Genomic DNA, 18,266 nt, shown 5'->3' on the forward strand with positions numbered 1-18,266 from the left:
GCAACAGCGCCGAAATAGCACGCCACCCGCCTGCAGGCAAGGGCACAAGCGTTCACTCACCCCTTGCCCCTTGCGCAAAAAGCCTTATCCTTATGATACAGAGCGTGTTCATTTGCCAGGATTTTCTGGCAAACAGGTGCGCATTCAGATTTTGCCTTTCTTTCCCTTGTATGCTAACAAGCATATTCGGCACGAAGGAAACATCTCTTCGTACCTTCTCCTGGAAGTCTTGCCCCTACTCTCACACGCAATCGAGACCTCTCCGGGGGAAAGACATTGCTCTTCAGCATCCGAAAACAATCTTTGCGCAACCAAGGCGTCAATGGAGCTGACGCCATTTTGTGGAGGAAATCAATGCAGACCTCTCGCACCCTTGAGGCCAGAACTCTCAGTGTGGCTTCCGTGTACATGCGCCACGTGTACACATGGATGACCGCAGGTCTCAGCGTCACTTCCGTTGTGGCTTTGGCCGTTGCCGGAAGCCCTGCCCTGCAGCAGATGATCTTCAGCAATTTCATTGTCATGATTGCCCTGATCGTGGCTCAGTTCGGCATTGTGATTGCTCTTTCTGCAGCAGTGCACAAAATGTCTGCCACCATGGCAACGGGCATGTTCATGCTCTACTCCGTGCTGACAGGCCTGACACTCTCTTCCATCTTTATTGTCTACCCCATTGGCGCCATTGCCAATGCCTTCATCACGGCAGCAGGCATGTTCCTTGCGATGTCCATCTACGGAACAGTGACTAAGCGTGACCTTTCCGGCATGGGCAACTTCCTGTTCATGGGTCTCATCGGCATCATCATTGCTTCCATTGTCAATATCTTCCTTGGCAGCAGCATGATGGACTTTGTGATCAGCGTGGTGGGCGTTATCGTGTTTACCGGCCTTACCGCCTACGATACCAACAAGCTGCGCCAGTTCGGTGCCGGTGCTCCTCTTGACGACGCCGTTGCCATCCGCCGCGGTGCCATCCTCGGTGCCCTCACCCTGTATCTCGACTTTATCAACCTCTTCCTCATGCTCCTGCGCCTCTTTGGTGGCAACAGCAACGACTAGAGATTGACCGCATAGCGCATTCCACCAATGTGGAGCAAAATGTAACTCCGTCCGAAGCGAGCATATATCAGACGCAACACACTTCGGACACCCTATAGTCTGTAAAGGCTTTTGAAGATGAATCCAAAGACCCTGTGCATATTCAGTTATGCACAGGGTCTTTTTTCCCTGCGCACCCGATTTCTTCTGAGGATGCATTATGGAAATCAAGGACATTGCAAACAACAGTGACGAGATTCTGGAGGATTTTGCCTCTCTCGTTGATCAGTATCCCCCAGCTTCCACAGAGACTGACAATAGCGCACCTGCGGCCCCTTGCAAGAAAGATTCCCGCAATGTCTGCCTTTTCTGGCAGCCGGGGAAGGAACATCTGCAGGCGTGGGGCAGGGACGCAAACAATCTACCCGGCGTTCCCGTGAGAAGCGGGTATATGGTTCCAAGAGCGTCCACTGGAGGACACAAGTTCCTGGGATACTATGGTACACGCAAGGCTGTACATGTGACTTGGGAGGATATTGTTCGGATTCTGGAAAAGGAGGACGGGCTTACTTTCAAGCAACTTCGGGACCAGCTTAGATTCCTTGACTGCTCACAGATTGGCGTTGTCGGACACAACGACCTCAAGAACCTGCTTGATGACAACAGGGCTTGTCTGGTTCAAGACAGCGAGGCAAGATATTTCCTGAAGGAAAAGGTGTTGAGCAAAAAAAAATTGCTCTCTTTTCTTGTCCGCGCAGGAGAGTGCAGCATTGATACGCTGGCAAATGTCTTCTCCGCTCGCAGATGCATGAAAACCCTGAATACCCTCCTCGCAGAACTTGTGGAGGATGGACAGGTTGAAGAAATACATTCCTCCTCGAAGAGCAAGGGAAAGGCCTTGCTCTACAGAGCTGTTGCAGGGAAAAAGGCATCCGCTTCCGTTGATGAAACAGCTCTCCATGAGGGCTATGTGCTGTTTAACGGGAAGAGCAAAGTAGTTCGTTATACGACAAGCGACGGCAGAATTGCCACAGCCAAGCTTGCCAACAGCAGAGCTCTTCTTCTGGATGGCGACAAGGTAGTGTGCGAACTGCTCATATCCAAAAAAGAAGGCTTCGCCGCTGCTGTCCACAGGATCGTCGCACGCTCCATTACTCCCGTTGCTCTGCGCATTGTTGGCAGAGACAAGAAGGGCAAGCAAAAAAAACAGTGGTGGGGTGTTGATGCCGGATCTCGACGCTGCAATTTTCTGGTCCGGGAAAACTCCGCATTTGGCAGACTCTATCCCGAAGACATAGTTCTGTGCCGCATCACTGAAGAAAAAGAAGGCAATGAGGGCGATTACTTCACTGCCGAGGTGATTAGAGTTGTCGACTCTCCCATGAGCATCAAATTCCATGAGAGACTAGTCAGACTCAATCATCTGGCTCCTGGCGAATTTCCTTCCAAAGCCAGACTGCATGCTTCGAAACTTGCCCAAAGGTCTGAAGACCTGCAGGGCAGAAGAGATTTGCGCGATATTGCCCTCGTCACCATTGACGGTGCCGATGCCAGGGATTTCGATGATGCCATCTGCGTGACGCGCACGGACTGTGGCTATCTCTTGCAGGTTGCCATCGCCGATGTCAGCCACTATGTGCGTCAGGGCGATCCCCTGGACGAGGCAGCACTCAAGCGCGGCAACTCCTGGTATTTTCCTACCTCGGTTGTGCCCATGCTGCCCTTTGCGCTTTCCAACGATCTCTGCTCGCTTGTCCCACACAAAGACAGACTTGTCGTGAGCGCAGACATCCGTATCGACAGCCAGGGACATGTGCTGAAAACTTCCTTTGCCCCTGCTGTCATGCGCTCCAAGGCAAGACTTACCTATGACGAGGCAAGGGACCTTGTCCACGAGATGGACGAGGCAACATCGGAAAAGTTTGCCCCGGAAAAATGTGAAGGCTGCGATATCAGAAGCATGCTTCAGCTTGCGCTTGAACTTGCAGAGCTTTTGAAGAAGCGTCGTCTCGCAAGAGGCGCCCTTGATTTCGACTTTCCGGACAGCAAGGCTGTCTTTGACACAGGCGGACATCTGAGCTCCTACTCCTATGTCTTTCGTCACGAAATGCATTGCCTCATCGAGGAATTCATGCTCTGCGCCAACGAGGCAGTGGCATCATTTCTCGGCAGGACGGATCTTCCCTTTCTCTACCGTGTCCATGAAGAACCATCGTACGAAAAATTGCAGGAGCTGTATGCAAGCCTGAAGCACACAAGATTCATGAAGACCTTGGCCAGCAAGACAGCCGATCCCAGCCTGCGTCAGATTATGGATACTGTACGGGGAACGGAAAACGAGGGCATTGTGGGCAAGCTTTGTGTACGAGCTCTTCCCATTGCCATGTACAGTCCATACAATATAGGACATTTTGGTCTCGCATCCCCTGCCTATTGCCACTTCACCTCTCCCATACGCCGCTACGCCGATCTCTTGGTTCACAGGGTCCTCAAGCGAGCGATTGGAGCGGATGAAGATGCCATCCATGCTGGCAAGACTCTCGATATCATTGCGACCCGAATCAATGACGACGAGCGCAGTGCCCAGCTCGCCGAGAGGGAAATGAACAAGCGTCTTGCCTGCCTGTGGATGCTTGACAGAAAAAAAACCGAATACATCGGACACATCAACTCTGTGCAGCACTATGGAGCCTTTGTCAGCCTGGACGAAGTTCCGGTCGAGGGGCTTATTCCCTACTTTTCCTCGGGACGAGCAAGGAACCTTGTCCTGGGGAGCAGGGTGAAAGTGTTCCCGACCAGTATCTCCCTCACTTCACTCTTCATAGATTTTGCTCTCGTGGAGGTACTCTCTCGGGGAAATACCGGGACACAGGGCAAAGGAAAGGCCAACGAGGCAAACATATGAGCATTCTGACAAAGAAACAGGGCATTGGCATGGCTGCCCTCCTTCTTGCCGCAAGCACCATACTTTCAAGGCTCATGGGTCTTGTGCGCGACAAGGTCATTTCCTGGCAGTTTGGCGCAGGGAGCGAATCCGACATCTACTTTGCAGCCTTTGTGGTCCCGGACATCCTCAACTACCTTCTGGCAGGGGGATTTTTGGGCATCACCCTCATGCCCCTGCTGGCAAGGCGCTTTGAGGAGAACGAGGCTGACGGCTGGAAATTCTTTTCCTCTGTGCTCACCTGGATGGTTCTGGCAGCCATTGCGCTCACAATCGTTGCCATGGCCTTTGCAGCCCCCCTCTCGCGGCTTGTGGCACCGGGCCTTGCCGAGGAAAAGCTTTTGCGCCTGCAGTTTTTCATGCGCATCACCCTTCCAGCCCAGTTCTTCTTTCTGACAGGGTCCTGCGTCACAGCCATTCTCTTTTTGCGCAAGCAGTTTGCTGTTCCAGCTCTTGCTCCTCTCATCTACAATGGCTGCATCATTGCCTTCGGCGTGGCGTTGCCTGCCCTGGGACTGGTCCAGGGCATGACAGGCTACTGCGTGGGCGTTGTTGCAGGAGCTGCCCTTGGCACACTTTTCCTTCCCCTCTACATGGTTCGCAAGGGTGGATTGTCCTTCAGGCCAAACCTTGCCCATCCGCTCATGAAGCGCTTCATACTGCTGGCACTACCGCTCATGCTGGGACAGACCATAACGGCCCTTGACGAACAGTTTTTGCGCATCTTCGGCTCCCTTGCAGGCGACGGCTCCGTCAGCCTTCTCAATTACGCAAAGCGCGTGGCCATGGTCCCTGTGGCATTGGTAGGCCAGGCAGCCGCCCTGGCCTCCTACCCCTTCCTTGTCTCGCTGCTCGCCAAGAATGACAGAGATGGCTTTGCGCAGGTTCTGGGACGCGCCATACGGACAGGAACAGGCCTCATCCTGCCCTTGGCCGTGTGGATGGCAGTGCTTGCCCCCTCGACCTTCATCTTCCTCTTTTACGGCGGCCGCATGGCTGGTGACGAAATCGTGCGTGCCGTCCCCCTTCTGCAGCTGCTTTTGTGCGCAAGCCCCTTCTGGGTTCTTCTGGAACTCCTCACAAGGGGCTACTACGCCCAGACAGACACCATTACCCCTGCCGTCTCCGGCACACTGCTCACCCTGGTCTTCCTGCCGGTCTACTACTTCCTGGCTGTCCCGTATGGAGCTGCAGGCATAGCCCTGACCTCTGTGGCAAGTCTTGCCTGCTACTCTCTCGTGCTCATCCTGATCTGGCTTAAACGGGAAGGAACCATGGTTTTTGCCGGAGTGGCCGGCACGGCACTGCGCTCCCTTCTCTGCGTCCTGCCCGGGACCGTTCTCGGCTTCTTCATTGATGGGGCAATTCGCAGGGCTTTGGGTGCCGATTCCCCCATTCTTGCTGCCTTTCTGGGGCTTGCCTGCGCAGGCCTTGTCCTCTTGCTGACCTATGTGCCCCTGTGTCTCAGATTCTGTCCTGAACTTCTCGAGAGACTCAAGGCACGACTGTCACGCAAGAAAACAGCCTGAGTCTGAAAAGGGGACGGAAGATCTTGGAATCTTTCCGTCCCCCACAAGCGAGGCTTCCTACGCGCCCGCACTCCTGCTTCCCCGTCTGAACAGGAAGGATGCTGCCACAAGCAGACCGCACAAGAGCAGGGGAAGCATCAGGGCTGTCCGCAGACTGTAGGCATGTGCCAGAACACCGATGAGTGGCGGGAAGAGAAGAAGCGCGCTGTAGGCAAGAACCGACACCACGGCACTGGCTGCGCTGGCGGACACTCCGGGGTAGCTTCCAGCCCTGCTGAACAGTATGGGAACAACGGGCGCAAGCCCGCAGCCCATGCAGGCATATCCTGCAAGCGTCAGGAAAGAACCGGGAGCAAAGAGCACTGTTGTCATGCCCGTGACAGCCACAATACTGCCACAGAATATGATGTGGAAATCGTCAAAATGCGTGCGCAGCAGATCCGTCACCAGCCTGCAGGCCACAGCGGACAGGGAAAAGACACCATAGACGAGCGCCGCAGTTTGCTCGCTTGCGCCCTTTACGGAGAACAGGAAGAGAGCGCCCCATTCTCCCACGCTGCCTTCGGTCGCGTAGTCGCATCCGGCAACAAGGCCACAGAGAATGACAAAGAGTGGAGGCAGTACAAAGGCCTTTTTGGGACCTTCTTCCCTGGGCACTGTCAGGCTGTCATCCTGCATATGCCCCACCATGAAGGGGCGAACAAGAGCAGCTGCACTCATCAGAACAACAAAATTCCAGAAGGGAGACATGCCGAGGGCCGCAAGTCCTGCAGCACTGATCGAGCCAAGCAATGCTCCCATGCCGTATCCAGCGTGCATGAAGGCCAGACAGTGCACGGAATAGTGCTTTTCGACCTCAATGGCCTGGGTATTCATGGCAACGTCGGCAAGGCCTGTACTCAGACCAATGAATACGCAGCCTGCCGCAAGAGTCAGGGGAGAGGTTGCCATTGCAGCCACGGGAAGAGAGAACAAAAGTGCCAGGGATGATACACGCAGCACACGGCGCGAGGTAAATCTGCGGATGAGCGGGGCACTCAAAAGCAGTCCAATCAGGCCCGAAAATCCCAGCGAGAGAAGTATGAAGCCTATTTCCGCTTCATTGGCTGCTACCTGTTCCTTCAGTGCAGGGAGCCTCGAAGTAAAGAGGGAATAGACAAGACCCGGGACAACAAAAAAATAGGCGCAGGCTGCCTTTGCTCTTGCAAGTGCGGTCCAACGCATAAAAAACTTCCTCCTGAAATCCATACATTTTGGCAGTCTCTACTTTCGATTGTGCCCCTCACTATATCTTTATTGAAACTCAGTCAACACACAATTTTGTGAAAATGCATTGTCTGTTGCTCTTGCTCACGGGCAATAAAAAAGGCCTCTTCACCAAATGGCAAAGGGCCTTTTTTGTACTTTGTTTGCAAGGCGATCAGTGCTTCCCGAGTTTTTCCATCGCCCTGAAGCGACGCAAACTTAAGTGCGTGAGCGCTATGGCCAGGGCATCCGAGGTATCAAGGGCCCAGTCGGACTTCTTGATGCCCAGTCTGCAGCGGACCATGAAGGCAACCTGTTCCTTTTCGGCAAGCCCCACTCCCACCAACGTCTTTTTCACCAGTGTGGGAGGATAGTCGCTCACTCCTATGTCAAAGGCAGCGCAGGCCGCTACAGCCACGCCCCGTGCCTGACCCAGCTTGAGGGCAGTGGCAGCATTCATGGACTGAAAGACCTGCTCTATGGCTGCTTCCTGCGGCCTGTAGCGTTCGAGTACAGCGACAAGCTCACGGTAGATTCTCGCAAGGCGCTGGGAGAATTCCGTTTTTTGCGAGGACGTAGTCCGTATGAGACCACAGTCCACAAGCTCAAATCCGGAGGAAACCGTACGCACTATACCCCAGCCAGTATTGATGGAACCTGGGTCTATGCCAATGACAGTAACGGGATCCAACTAGACCTCGGCATCATCCGGGAAGTCGGCGTTCGCGTAGACATTCTGCACGTCGTCGTTGTCGTCCAGAGCGTCCATGAGGCGCATCACCTTTTCGGCAACAGCAGCGTCCACTGCCACCAGATTCTGGGGAACCATGGCAAGGGAAGCGGACTGCATTGTGACACCCTGGCCTTCCAGAGCATCGCGCACGGAAGTAAAGTCTTCCATGTTTGTCTGAATGGTCCACACATCCTCGTCATCGATGACGTCGTCGGCACCGCATTCCAGCGCCAGTTCCATCATCTTTTCCTCGTCGTAGGCCTGACGGTCGATGGTGATGACACCCTTGCGGTCGAACATCCAGCCCACGCTGCCGTTTTCACCCATGGAGCCGCCGTGCTTGCTGAAAAGATGGCGGATTTCTGCCACTGTACGGTTCTTGTTGTCCGTGGCAACCTCGACCATGATGGCGATGCCGCCGGGACCGTAACCCTCGTAGAAGCTTTCGGTCAGATCACCGCCTGCGTCCTCGCCAGTACCCTTGCGAATGGCAGCTTCAATCTTGTCCTTGGGCAAATTGACGGCCTTGGCCGCGGCTATGGCTGCACGCAGACGAGAGTTGCCTGCGGGGTCACCGCCACCCTTGGCAGCAATGATGATTTCCTTGGCGGCCTTGGTGAAAAGCTTGCCGCGCTTTTCGTCCTGACGGCCCTTACGATGCTGAATATTCGCCCATTTGGAATGACCTGACATATGTTACCTCTCTCAGATATTGGGGCTGGCCTCTTTGTCGGCCAGGCGGTTGAGCCCCACAAAAAATGTTTCCTTGCTTTCAGCCCTGGAACTTTTCGGCTTGAAGGTCTTGACCGTGGCAAAGGCCTTGCGCATGGGTTGCAAAAGCTCCTGGATATCCGGGCCCATGAAAATCTTGACTATGAAGGAACCTCCCGGCTTGAGGCGCATGAGGGCCACTTCAAAGGCCTCCTTGGCCAAATCCAGGGAACGGCACTGATCGGTGAACTTGTTCCCGGTCGTGCTCGGCGCCATGTCGCTCATCACCACATCAAAGGGCCCGATCTCATCTAGCCTGGCTTCAAACTCCGGCGATCTGTCAAAAACGTCCTCGATCATGAAGGACACCTGCGGGGGAAATTCCGTTCGCGCAGGCTGTATGTCGCAGCCAAGAACAAGGCCCGTTGTCCCGACCTTTTCGGCTGCGCCAAGAGACCAGGAGCCGGGGGCTGCTCCCAGATCCAGCACGCGCATGCCCTTGCGGAATAGATGAAAGCGGCTGTCGAGCTCCTTGAGCTTGTAGACGCTTCGCGCGGGATAGTTTTCCGCCTTGGCCTTCAGAAAATAATGATCGCGATATTCCTTCACAGATACTCCCAAAGTGCCTGAAGGGGAGTCCCCCTGGCACACGGACGCGCACAATGCAGTTGTTCGATACAGACTTTTGCCTGTCCGAGCGTGAAAGCCCAGTGCACATACACTTTTTTTTCAAACAAGCCAAGAGGCAGCAAAGGGCCTTCTATCCGGAAAAACAGAGAAAAAGAAGCCTCTTGACTGGCATGAGTCACCCTTTCCCACCCTGAAGTTGTGCATTTTCCCTCTTGACGCTTCAAAGCGACAGAGGTATAGATTTTACTCTGTTTATCAGAGTGGGGAAGTGGCTCAGTTGGGAGAGCATCGCATTCGCATTGCGGGGGTCGGGAGTTCAAATCTCCTCTTCTCCACCAAGGAAATCAATGGGTTACGGTACTGCCGTAACCCTTTTTTTTGTGCTAACCGTAGTGCTAACCGAGTGCTAACCCGGTGCTAACCTCGCACTAGGCGAATGCTCTGCCCTGATGATACTATCCTCTACCTCTCATGGGGATGGTTATTATGGCTCACAAAAGGATCAAGTCGTCCCGGTATCCAGGCGTCTACTGGAGAGAGTCCTCCAGAAACAGGTTTAACGGTCGCCCTGACCGCTGTTTTGACTTTTGCGTAAAGATTGATGGCAAGCTCAAGTGGATCAACGTAGGCTGGCTAAGCGAAGGAATCTCCGAAAAACAAGCTGCACAGGCGCGCAAGAACTATCTAACACATACCAGGCAGTCTTTGATTGGGCAGGATACAACCTGTCAAACAGCTCTTTCCCCAGAAACAGCACAAATTTCAGAATTAAGTGCTACGCCAACTAAAAAGCGGGAATGCTCCAACATAAAGGAACACTTAGCTGCAGTACCTCAAGTAACCACTATACAAACCTATACTTTAAACGATGCTGTAGAGCTCTACCTATCATACCTTGCAACTGATACAAGCTCTGGCGATAGCAGAGATCGAAATGGATACGATGTCACTTTTAGAAATACATTAGGCAAAATGCCTCTCTCCGAGATAAAAGCCGGGCAGATACAGCAAATCAAAACCGAACTTCTCAAACGTCTGGCCCCAGCAACTGTCCTGCGACGACTCTCTACCTGCCGGGCGGCTGTGTTCTATGCCATCAAGCAGGAGATGTGGACAGGAGTAAACCCTTTCGGACGTGACCGCCTGACTATGCCACGCCCTCAGAACAAGGGTGAACGATTTTTGACTCCAGAAGAAGCCAAAACCCTTTTGGTAGAATTGCAGAAGCGTAGTCCTGCCCTGCACGACATGGCTTGGCTCTCCCTGAAAACTGGCTTGCGAAGCACCGAGATATTTCGCCTACAGGGAGCAGATATTGATATCAATGCTGGAGTACTGTGGATTACCGAAAAAGGGGGCAACCGTACTGCTCTACATGTCTCCAGACAAGTTATAGACAAACTGGCTGCCTACGGCAGACAGCCATCAGAATATATTTTTCCAGACAGACATGGAGGCAAAATGACCCATATCAGCGACACCTTTGAGCGTGTCTGCGTGGAATTGGGTTGGAATCCAGCTACTCCGCAAGAAAAAGGGAAAAGGGACTTTCGTAAGCGAGTCTGGTTTCATACCTTGCGACATACCTTTGCCAGCTGGCTTGCCCAATCTGGGAAAGTAACCCTCTACGAGTTGAGAGACCTGATGAGGCACAAGAGTATCACCATGACCGAGCGCTATGCACATCTCATCCCTGCGCAAACGTTCAAAAAAGCAGCCATCATCGATGAAATTTTATGACGATTAACTTCAGAGGTATTGCATCTACTCTACCCTGCTCAACGAGATGGGCTTCAACACCGATTTGAGTAAAAGCCAGTTGGCACACATAGACAGGGATCGAACCGGGGCAATATACAACCAGGCCCAGTGGCTACCCCAGGGAAAAGAGATGATGCAGGCATGGAGTGACTATCTGAGCAAACTGAAATCAGGCAATGTCTCATAGAAAATCTCCGCTCCCAAGCCCTCACCGCAGACAGTGAATGCCTTCTTTTAGAAGGTGGGGGACTGGACTATCAAGACAAACAAGCTGGCACTTTTTACCTGTGAATATCCCATGAATATGAATAACATACGACAAAATAACAAATGATTTCAATATATTAAAAACACATCCCCAAAATATTCACGATATCCATATTTTCACATCTGACCCGCACCACAAGTTTTTAGGGGTGGACTGACTCTGATCTGGCGATGCCCTGATTCAAGCTCACCTGCCCCGTTTTTGATTTGTGGCAAATGCACAAACAGGAAGCCTCTGCACAATATGGTGGCTTTCAGGGACATTGTTCTTCTTCGTATCCGTTCAGGGGGTAGACCTTCCGGCTCCCCCCACAATTTTTACTGGCCGCCAATACCTAAACTCTGATGCCGAATACCCTCGCTCCCGTGCAAATGACACCAGAGGAGATGATTGCGTTCGGCCTTACGCCGGAGCCTGTAAAGGCTTACATTGACAGGCGTTGTTGAACTCAGTGAATTAAAGTCAGCCAATGCTAGGCACCTAGCTGAAATCACGGCGCTCAAGGCATTGGTCCAGCAATTGTTGGCCAGAATTGAGGCGCTGGAAAACGGTAGTGGCAAGAGCAGCGGCCGCCCACTGCGAACTCGGGAAATTCCAGTGTACCCCCTTCAAAAGAAGAGGGGGAATCGATTCCTCTCGCTTGGAGGTCTGGACAGAGGCTTGATCGCTGTAGTCGATCACTTGAAGTAACACTTGAAGAAAATCGGCGAAGTCTCGCGTGAGGTCCCTATCAATTATGTCGATGACAACAGCTGGCTCGTGTTTGGTCGTCTTTTTCAGTATCCACAGGCATCGGAGCAGAGAAGCCTTCTACGAGCTCATTGACTCTTGGTCAGGCATCCTTTTGATGATTATGCCTTGTACCGTTCGTGGCCAAAAGCGGTAGAGTGGTCTTGCCCATCATCTTCGAACTGCCCAAAAACTCCGGGAAGACTCCGATCCAGACATAGCCCGAGGCGGAGAAAGGCTCTACAAAGAAATTCACCGCCTCACCCCAATGAATCCAGAAACCCTGACCAGGGGTGGCGGGGGCATGAGAACGCGGCGAATGCTCAAGGAGTTCATAAAAGCAGAGCGATGGACTCGGCACTCTTGTGTCACATCTTGAAGGCACCTTTGAATCTCTCCGCACGTTCCTTCGTATTGCCTGCCGTCACCCTGCGCAAGGGCTCGGTTGTACTTCTGAGCAAGGACAGCGCAGAAAGGGGAGAGGTTTATCAGCCATGATGCCCTGTAGGCTTACACGGTTGGTCTTTCTGCACAGTACTTTAAGATGGTGTCAGACATATCTGACAGGAACGCCACAGGAACTCCCACAATACGGGGAACTGAAGAGGAATGCTCAGGAGGAACGTCAGCTGCTGGGCTGATTTGATCGAATGGCTTTTAGAGGCTGTGTAGAATTGTCTCAACCTGAACATGCAGATCTCGACTGCATAACCCATCGCTTGAAGCTTCGCCTACCCCTGGCTGAAAATGAATATTCAGTCCCAGCGTCCCCCTTGATGCCTTCTCAAGCTATCGCCCTACTAGCCCCTTATTTGCAGAGTCCTTGACCTCTACTTCGGAGATGTGGACCTGCCTCATAGTTCCAAACAAACCTCTCGGTGCTGTAAACTATCTACTGGTGCATGACATATAGGAGGATGAGCACCAGTTCTCTGTTCTGAAAATTATTTTTGTTTAGTGTTTTTATACTTAATTCATTCACTCATACTATGACAAAAAAACATACTTTTAACCCATTTGAATCGTCTAGTTAGATCAAATAATTGACAAAACAAGTGTAGGTATATTGTAGTACTTTAATATATAGGTATATTAAGCACACCAAATTTATACACTATACTTTATATAAAACACAATTATGTAAAATACAGTTATACATCTTGCTTGCCTAGAAATACCATATCTTCCAATTTGTGATATTGAAATAGACAAATAGAAGTAGATAATTATTCTCCATTTGATATATACAAATAATACTGAAACAATATTCACAACACAGTGTGTTCCCGAAAATATACAGCATCAATCAAGTGTCGGGGACACAGCACAAAGCGATTACCACACCTGGACTGGAGCACCACACCTCTAGCCCAAGATGATTGTTCACACATTCAATTTTCACAGGTTCCTTGGAGCACTATTTCTGTCCTCACCAAGACAGGACCAGCTACATGGGACCTCTTGGCTATATCCCTGTCCTTATGCAACCAGGCAGAGGGTCCACCTCGTGCCATTCCACTTTTATTCATTGGAGGAAATTTCCATGAAAAAGCACTGCAACCAAAATTCTCAGATCCATCAGGACGAGCAGTCCATCCCGAACAGACACCAGGACAGTCCGAACACCTACCCTGTGATGCCTGAGCTTAACCAGAAAGCACAGACCCTTTTGGCGGACTACAACGAGAGGCACTCCAAGGTGTTGGCTATACGGTTTGACGTTAGGTATCCCAAGGATTTTCAGGAGGATAAGGGCGATATGAACAAAACTGATTTTGCAAACGACAAGGAGCAAGTGAGCACTATGGACAATAAGGACATTTCCAAGATGATGGCCAAGCTTTGTCAGCACTGCAAACGAAAGGGATTAGATCCGGCTTATATTTGGGTGAGAGAACAGGAGACAAGCAAGACTCCTCATTATCACGGCATTCTCTTGTTAAACGGTCACAAGATACAGAATCCCTATGGGGTCTTCTCGAAGGCAGAAGCTCTTTGGCAAAAGACGATAGGCAGTGAGCAGAAGGGGCTGATCCATCATTGCAACAAGAATCCAGATGGTAGCTACAGGGAAAATGGCACGGTGTTTCGTAGGAGCGAGGGTATTCCAGAGCATGTGCAGAGGCAGATATCGTACATGGTGAAACCCAGTGGCAAGGGAGAGCCGAAGGACGGTCTCAGGGATTTCGGGATGAGTCGTTTAAAGGGGAAGAAAAAGGGCTAGGTCGTCCGTAGCATGAAAGGCACAGGAGCTTCATGGATCTATCGGGCATCTGGGGGTGAAAACAGGTGCCAGTAGTATACCCCAGGAAAGCAGCTTTGAGGGGATTTATGAGCGCTGAATGGCCGATTCTCTCGGCCTTGTAATCGCCATTTTCTGCATATAGAGCACAGCACCCGTGGGGGCTATCTGGGCCATCGTAGGTTTGCAGGAGGGGAGTGGTTAACATTCTCCTCCTTTTTTCATTCTACACCGAACTACTATGATGTGGGAGATATCCCAAATTTACCTGCCCTGACCTACAGACGCGGGACACACAATTTCCCATGCAGGAGTGCACCATGAACCATTATCCCAATTATCCTGATTATTCTGATTACCCAAATGATCCAAATGATCCACATGATTCTGTCAACTTTGGTGATTTTTTCTACCGTGGCAAGGAAAACGAATTCTTTAAGGAAGTCGAGAAAACGTTACCACCTGTCTTTTCCAGGGAATATGCATCGAAGGTGATAGGAGGGCTCCTCAGTGCCAAAACCATGAGCAATGAAGACAGTCTAGGCAAAGGTCCATCCAAGAAGATCAAAGTGGGTAACAAGATTGGCTACACACGAGAAGCCTTTATGGAGTGGCTGCGTACCAAGGTGCGCTAACATCTGTTCTTGTTTTATCTATTATTTTCATTCTTTTTCAACACAAGACAAGGAGAAATCATGAATACTATTAACATTTCTTTCGTTGGAAATATACAGCAAAATAATCAACAGAAAATTATCTGTAGTGCAGAAATTATCGATGAAAAATTCAAAGCTTCTTCTATTGGAGAAGGTTCAACTATAGATGAAGCTTCTTTAAATGCAAAGAAAAATGCATTAATAGAGATGTCATATTTGAAAAACAAAAATAATCAAGATATAAATAGTAATACTATAATTACTAAATCTAGTGTTATTGAAAACACAAATAACTATAGTAATCAGGATAAAAACAGATTCAATGGTGGAGGTTCAAAACCTGCATCTGAAAAGCAAAAAAATATGATTTCAGATAAGTGCAAGAAGAAAGGTATAGATATAGAAGCATTTGCTAGAGAAAATGGAGTATCGTTAAAAAATATGACAGGAGCAGGTGCAAACAAGCTTATCAAGCAAATTGAATTAATTTAGCAGATGAAAACATCAGTCATGTGAAATTGGATTTGGGCAGGTCGTGGATTGTGCGCCACAGCCTGCCCTGTTTTCTCATGGAAAATTTCTTCCAGACATACCCGTCTCTCAGGTTGGGATAGATGGGGTTGAGTGCTATTCATCCATGTTCCCTGACAAGAGCTCTGCTTGCTTCTTGGTTTCTGTCGCCAGAAAACTCGCAGCATTCAGGCTGCTCATGGTTCCACCCGTGGAGGAGTAGATGAAGTCAGCCATACCCTCTTTGTACTGTATCCATGCCCTTTGTGCCTTTTGCAGCTTCTTCTTGCACTCAGGTTCTCCAGAATCAGCACAGTCTCGTATTGCCTGCCTGTAGTTTCTGTTGAGGATGCCGTCCCAATATTCGTAAGCGGAATTCAGGCAATTCACCATCTCAACCGTAGCGGTAGCCTGTCCCATGCAGGCATCAAAGCCAGGGGCCAATTCCTCACTTCCCTGCTCTTGAGCCAGGGCAGCGGATGGCAAAGCCAGACTGGCAATGAGCAGTCCTTGTACAACGACGTTCGTAAATTTGATTGCCATGTTTCCCCCTTTGTTGAAGGGCCTCGTTCTTGCCACATGATATCTTGCGGCCCTCGTAACATTGTATCAATAGCTTTTTGCTAAGAAATATACCGTAGAGCTTGAATGGAATAAAAACAGCTTTGTCTGGACAACGTGAGTTTTTTCAGAAAGAGTGTCAATAGCGTTGTTGTTCAAAAATGGTTCTTGCGCTGAGGAGTCGGGGCCAAGATGGATCTATTGGCAGTTTCCCTCCGTGGCACTGTCTATCCCGGTTTCCCCTCTCTTCTTTCAGTGAGATTTTTCAGCCTGAGAACCTTCTACGGGCGTTTTTAAGCATAATATTTTGGAATCACTTGTATAATTCTTTTTGAAAAATTTTTGTCTACTCGCAGAAAGATTCCGTATAACGGAATTTCTATCGTATAGGTTCGACTCCAGATATGAAAACTAACAAAACAGGGGGTAAAATCGCCATGATTTTTGCTAACAGCTTGATATATCGTAATTTTCGTATGATGGAGCTATTCTCTGATGCAGAAAATTGATGATGCCAGCCGAAGCAACAAGCTGCTTCGCCTCTTCCAGCGCCTCATGCTTGATGGCCGCAGACACTATCAGGCTGACCTGAGTGAATGGCTTTGCTGCTCAAAGCAGACGATCATTCGCCTGGTCGGTGAAATCGAGGGAGTCATAGGAGCAAATCTTGTCACTGGTCTGGATGGTCACAAGAGGTGGTATCAGATCCGCTCCATATCCCGGAGCCGTCTGGGACTGGATTTTGAGGAGCTTCGCTACCTGTCCATCTGCAGAGATCTGGCTACTCCTTATCTACCGGATCAGATCAAAAAACGAGTAGACGAGAGTATCTTCAACTTCTCCATGCTGATGGCAGACACAGCCTATGCCGACCGTGAGAAATGTCAGCGTCCCCAGTTCGTCTTCTACGGAAAGGGACAAATAGACTACTCTCCACATTTCGGCCATCTGGATTGTTTGGTCAAGGCCATTGATGAAAAGCTCATCTGTCTGGTGCGCTATAAAGCCGCTGGACGAACAGAGCCCAAGGAGCACCGCTTCGCCCCTCAGAGAATTGTCAGCATGAGCAATGCCCTGTACGTCTTGGGAGCCAGCGTCACTGAAGACTTCAAGGCTATAAAGCATCTCACCAATCTGGCAGTTCACCGCATACAGGATGTGATTCAGACGGACAAGCCTGTGCCCTTCGATATACCGGAAAGGGATCCTGGTATGTTTGGCTTGCCCTGGCATGAACCATGCAGCTTCCGCATAAAATTCCGAGCAGGTAGTGCCTCCGATTATGTGCGGGAACGTATCTGGTCTGACACACAACGACTTGTCGAGCAGGAGGATGGAGGTGTGTTGCTTGAGATAACCACGAGAAGTGAGCCGGAACTTGCGGCATGGGTTCGCAGTTTTGGAGATAAGGTAGAGAGCTTCCTACCTGTGACAGATTGCCCAGGGTAGCTCCCAAAGCTCATACAACATTTGAATCTTTGTTGAGCAACTTGGTCAGAAAAATGATTTGCTCAGAGAGCCTTGCTATTTGGGAAGGGACATCCAGAGCAATGTTCGCAAGCTCAGCCTGCCTGGAGCACTGGACTGACTGAAGGAGCTCTTCTGGTGTTTTGAAAAGATCAGCAACAGAGCAATCAAGGAGGTGGGCAAGATCTTCGAGGCGTTGAAAACGGGGAGCCATCACGCCACGCTCAATGCGACATATGGAGTCAGTACCTATGCCAAGCATCTCTCCCAGTTGAGCTTGAGTCCAATTTTTGAGTTTCCGGCGAGTGGCGATATTGCTGCCTACCAGCTGAGCCAGCTTGTGACCATGTGAATCCTTCATGCGTGTACCTCTTATCAGTACAAGTCTGAAGGAAATTTTTGAACCTGCGAACAGCGTAGTGCCCTAATATGTTGACTCTAAACTCCAAAAATAGAATTATCCGCTAAGAGGGTGAGGTTCTTTGCCACCTTGCTTTACGACTCAGTGGCATCTGAACGAAAATTCAAGGTCGAGCCGGGTATAGTACAATTTTTTAGGAAATCTATAATTAAACCTCATTTGTAATGAAAAATTGCTTACCGACAAATGATTTGTGACAGGGGTCATAAGGAGGTTATGATGTTGAACAAGATTCGTACCCTGATTGTGGTCCTTATTCTTTCTCTCATTGCAGCAACTTCGGTGTTTGCTGCGAAGTACGTGGAAACTTCCGTAGGCAAATTTATGGCTGCTGCGGAGGACTGTACTCTGCTGGTGCAAGCCGATGAGCTTGATGGCAACATCTCTATTATGTTCGATGGGGATGGTACTTGGAACCTCATCATCAGTGATAACTCCAGCATGGTTAGGGCACCTGTGGCGGCCGTAGTAACCCCTGACGGAAGACAAATCGCTGCCATCGAACTACGGCATGAACCCGTGTCACAGATGTGGACTGTGTATTCTGGCAGTGATGGGGAAACGGAACGCAAGTTCCCCAACGGCACACGTATTGTTACCCCTATTGGTAGCATATACGTAACTAAGGATAACAACTTAGTTATCCGAACAGAGTCACAGGACCCGTCTACCATCACCGTAAGTTACATCGCTGCTACCGACACTTGGCAGATCAATGAAGTATTTTCTGAATAGTTGTCGGTAAGCGGTAAAAATAATTAATTAAAAGTTGTCCATGAAAATGTACTACACAGCTTGAGGTCGAGATGGAAATCAGGTAA

15 protein-coding genes and 1 tRNA gene are annotated in these 18,266 nt (G+C 50.3%); 10 read left to right on the top strand and 6 right to left on the bottom strand.

Going from position 1 to position 18,266, the window contains the following annotated elements; genetic code table 11:
* Positions 1-354: 354 nt before the first annotated feature.
* From B5F76_RS01360 to murJ, 3 genes are all read left to right on the top strand, one after another.
* Positions 355-1,059: a Bax inhibitor-1/YccA family protein gene (locus tag B5F76_RS01360; RefSeq protein ID WP_087349898.1), complete on the top strand. Its 705-nt coding sequence runs from the start codon at positions 355-357 to the stop codon at positions 1,057-1,059.
* 199 nt (positions 1,060-1,258) lie between these two features.
* Positions 1,259-3,943, top strand: a complete 2,685-nt coding sequence (locus tag B5F76_RS01365; protein WP_087349900.1) for a ribonuclease R family protein — start codon at positions 1,259-1,261, stop codon at positions 3,941-3,943.
* Positions 3,940-5,511, top strand: coding sequence for a murein biosynthesis integral membrane protein MurJ (gene murJ / locus B5F76_RS01370; RefSeq protein WP_087349902.1), 1,572 nt, complete (start codon positions 3,940-3,942; stop codon positions 5,509-5,511). Before B5F76_RS01365 ends, murJ begins: the two co-directional genes overlap by 4 nt.
* Before the next feature lie 57 nt (positions 5,512-5,568).
* On the opposite strand, the gene B5F76_RS01375 is transcribed toward murJ, so the two are convergent.
* From B5F76_RS01375 to B5F76_RS01390, 4 genes are all read right to left on the bottom strand, one after another.
* Positions 5,569-6,735: an MFS transporter gene (locus B5F76_RS01375; protein WP_087349904.1), complete on the bottom strand. Its 1,167-nt coding sequence runs from the start codon at positions 6,733-6,735 to the stop codon at positions 5,569-5,571.
* Between the two features lie 196 nt (positions 6,736-6,931).
* Positions 6,932-7,447, bottom strand: coding sequence for a crossover junction endodeoxyribonuclease RuvC (gene ruvC, locus B5F76_RS01380; protein WP_087349906.1), 516 nt, complete (start codon positions 7,445-7,447; stop codon positions 6,932-6,934).
* Positions 7,448-8,182, bottom strand: a complete 735-nt coding sequence (locus B5F76_RS01385; protein WP_087349908.1) for a YebC/PmpR family DNA-binding transcriptional regulator — start codon at positions 8,180-8,182, stop codon at positions 7,448-7,450. It lies immediately after the preceding gene.
* A 12-nt stretch (positions 8,183-8,194) separates the two neighbouring features.
* On the bottom strand, positions 8,195-8,809 hold the full coding sequence (locus tag B5F76_RS01390) for an RlmE family RNA methyltransferase (protein ID WP_087349910.1): 615 nt from the start codon (positions 8,807-8,809) through the stop codon (positions 8,195-8,197).
* Between the two features lie 283 nt (positions 8,810-9,092).
* Between B5F76_RS01390 and B5F76_RS01395 the strand changes: the two genes are divergently transcribed.
* The 5 genes from B5F76_RS01395 (at position 9,093) to B5F76_RS01420 (ending at position 14,978) form a co-directional block, all read left to right on the top strand.
* Positions 9,093-9,168: transfer RNA gene (locus tag B5F76_RS01395), tRNA-Ala, on the top strand.
* 148 nt (positions 9,169-9,316) lie between these two features.
* Positions 9,317-10,570: a tyrosine-type recombinase/integrase gene (locus B5F76_RS01400; protein ID WP_162608617.1), complete on the top strand. Its 1,254-nt coding sequence runs from the start codon at positions 9,317-9,319 to the stop codon at positions 10,568-10,570.
* Between the two features lie 2,561 nt (positions 10,571-13,131).
* Positions 13,132-13,812 (top strand): YagK/YfjJ domain-containing protein, encoded by a 681-nt coding sequence (locus B5F76_RS01410; protein WP_162608618.1) that lies wholly within the window; start codon positions 13,132-13,134, stop codon positions 13,810-13,812.
* A 338-nt stretch (positions 13,813-14,150) separates the two neighbouring features.
* Positions 14,151-14,465 (top strand): hypothetical protein, encoded by a 315-nt coding sequence (locus B5F76_RS01415; RefSeq protein ID WP_087349919.1) that lies wholly within the window; start codon positions 14,151-14,153, stop codon positions 14,463-14,465.
* A 60-nt stretch (positions 14,466-14,525) separates the two neighbouring features.
* Positions 14,526-14,978, top strand: a complete 453-nt coding sequence (locus B5F76_RS01420) for a hypothetical protein (protein WP_087349921.1) — start codon at positions 14,526-14,528, stop codon at positions 14,976-14,978.
* A 135-nt stretch (positions 14,979-15,113) separates the two neighbouring features.
* On the opposite strand, the gene B5F76_RS01425 is transcribed toward B5F76_RS01420, so the two are convergent.
* Positions 15,114-15,539: a lysozyme inhibitor LprI family protein gene (locus tag B5F76_RS01425; RefSeq protein WP_087349923.1), complete on the bottom strand. Its 426-nt coding sequence runs from the start codon at positions 15,537-15,539 to the stop codon at positions 15,114-15,116.
* A 513-nt stretch (positions 15,540-16,052) separates the two neighbouring features.
* Between B5F76_RS01425 and B5F76_RS01430 the strand changes: the two genes are divergently transcribed.
* On the top strand, positions 16,053-17,006 hold the full coding sequence (locus B5F76_RS01430; RefSeq protein WP_204218289.1) for a helix-turn-helix transcriptional regulator: 954 nt from the start codon (positions 16,053-16,055) through the stop codon (positions 17,004-17,006).
* A gap of 10 nt (positions 17,007-17,016) precedes the next feature.
* Here B5F76_RS01430 and B5F76_RS01435 read toward each other — a convergent pair whose 3' ends face one another.
* Entirely contained in the window at positions 17,017-17,385 is a 369-nt protein-coding gene (locus tag B5F76_RS01435) for a helix-turn-helix domain-containing protein (protein WP_087349925.1), read from the bottom strand.
* 279 nt (positions 17,386-17,664) lie between these two features.
* On the opposite strand from B5F76_RS01435, the gene B5F76_RS01440 reads away from it, so the two are divergent.
* Complete coding sequence (locus tag B5F76_RS01440) at positions 17,665-18,180, top strand: hypothetical protein (RefSeq protein ID WP_087349927.1); 516 nt, start codon at positions 17,665-17,667, stop codon at positions 18,178-18,180.
* The last annotated feature ends 86 nt before the right edge of the window (positions 18,181-18,266 follow it).

Source organism: Desulfovibrio sp. An276 (assembly GCF_002159665.1).
Taxonomy (GTDB): Bacteria; Desulfobacterota; Desulfovibrionia; order Desulfovibrionales; family Desulfovibrionaceae; genus Desulfovibrio; species Desulfovibrio faecigallinarum.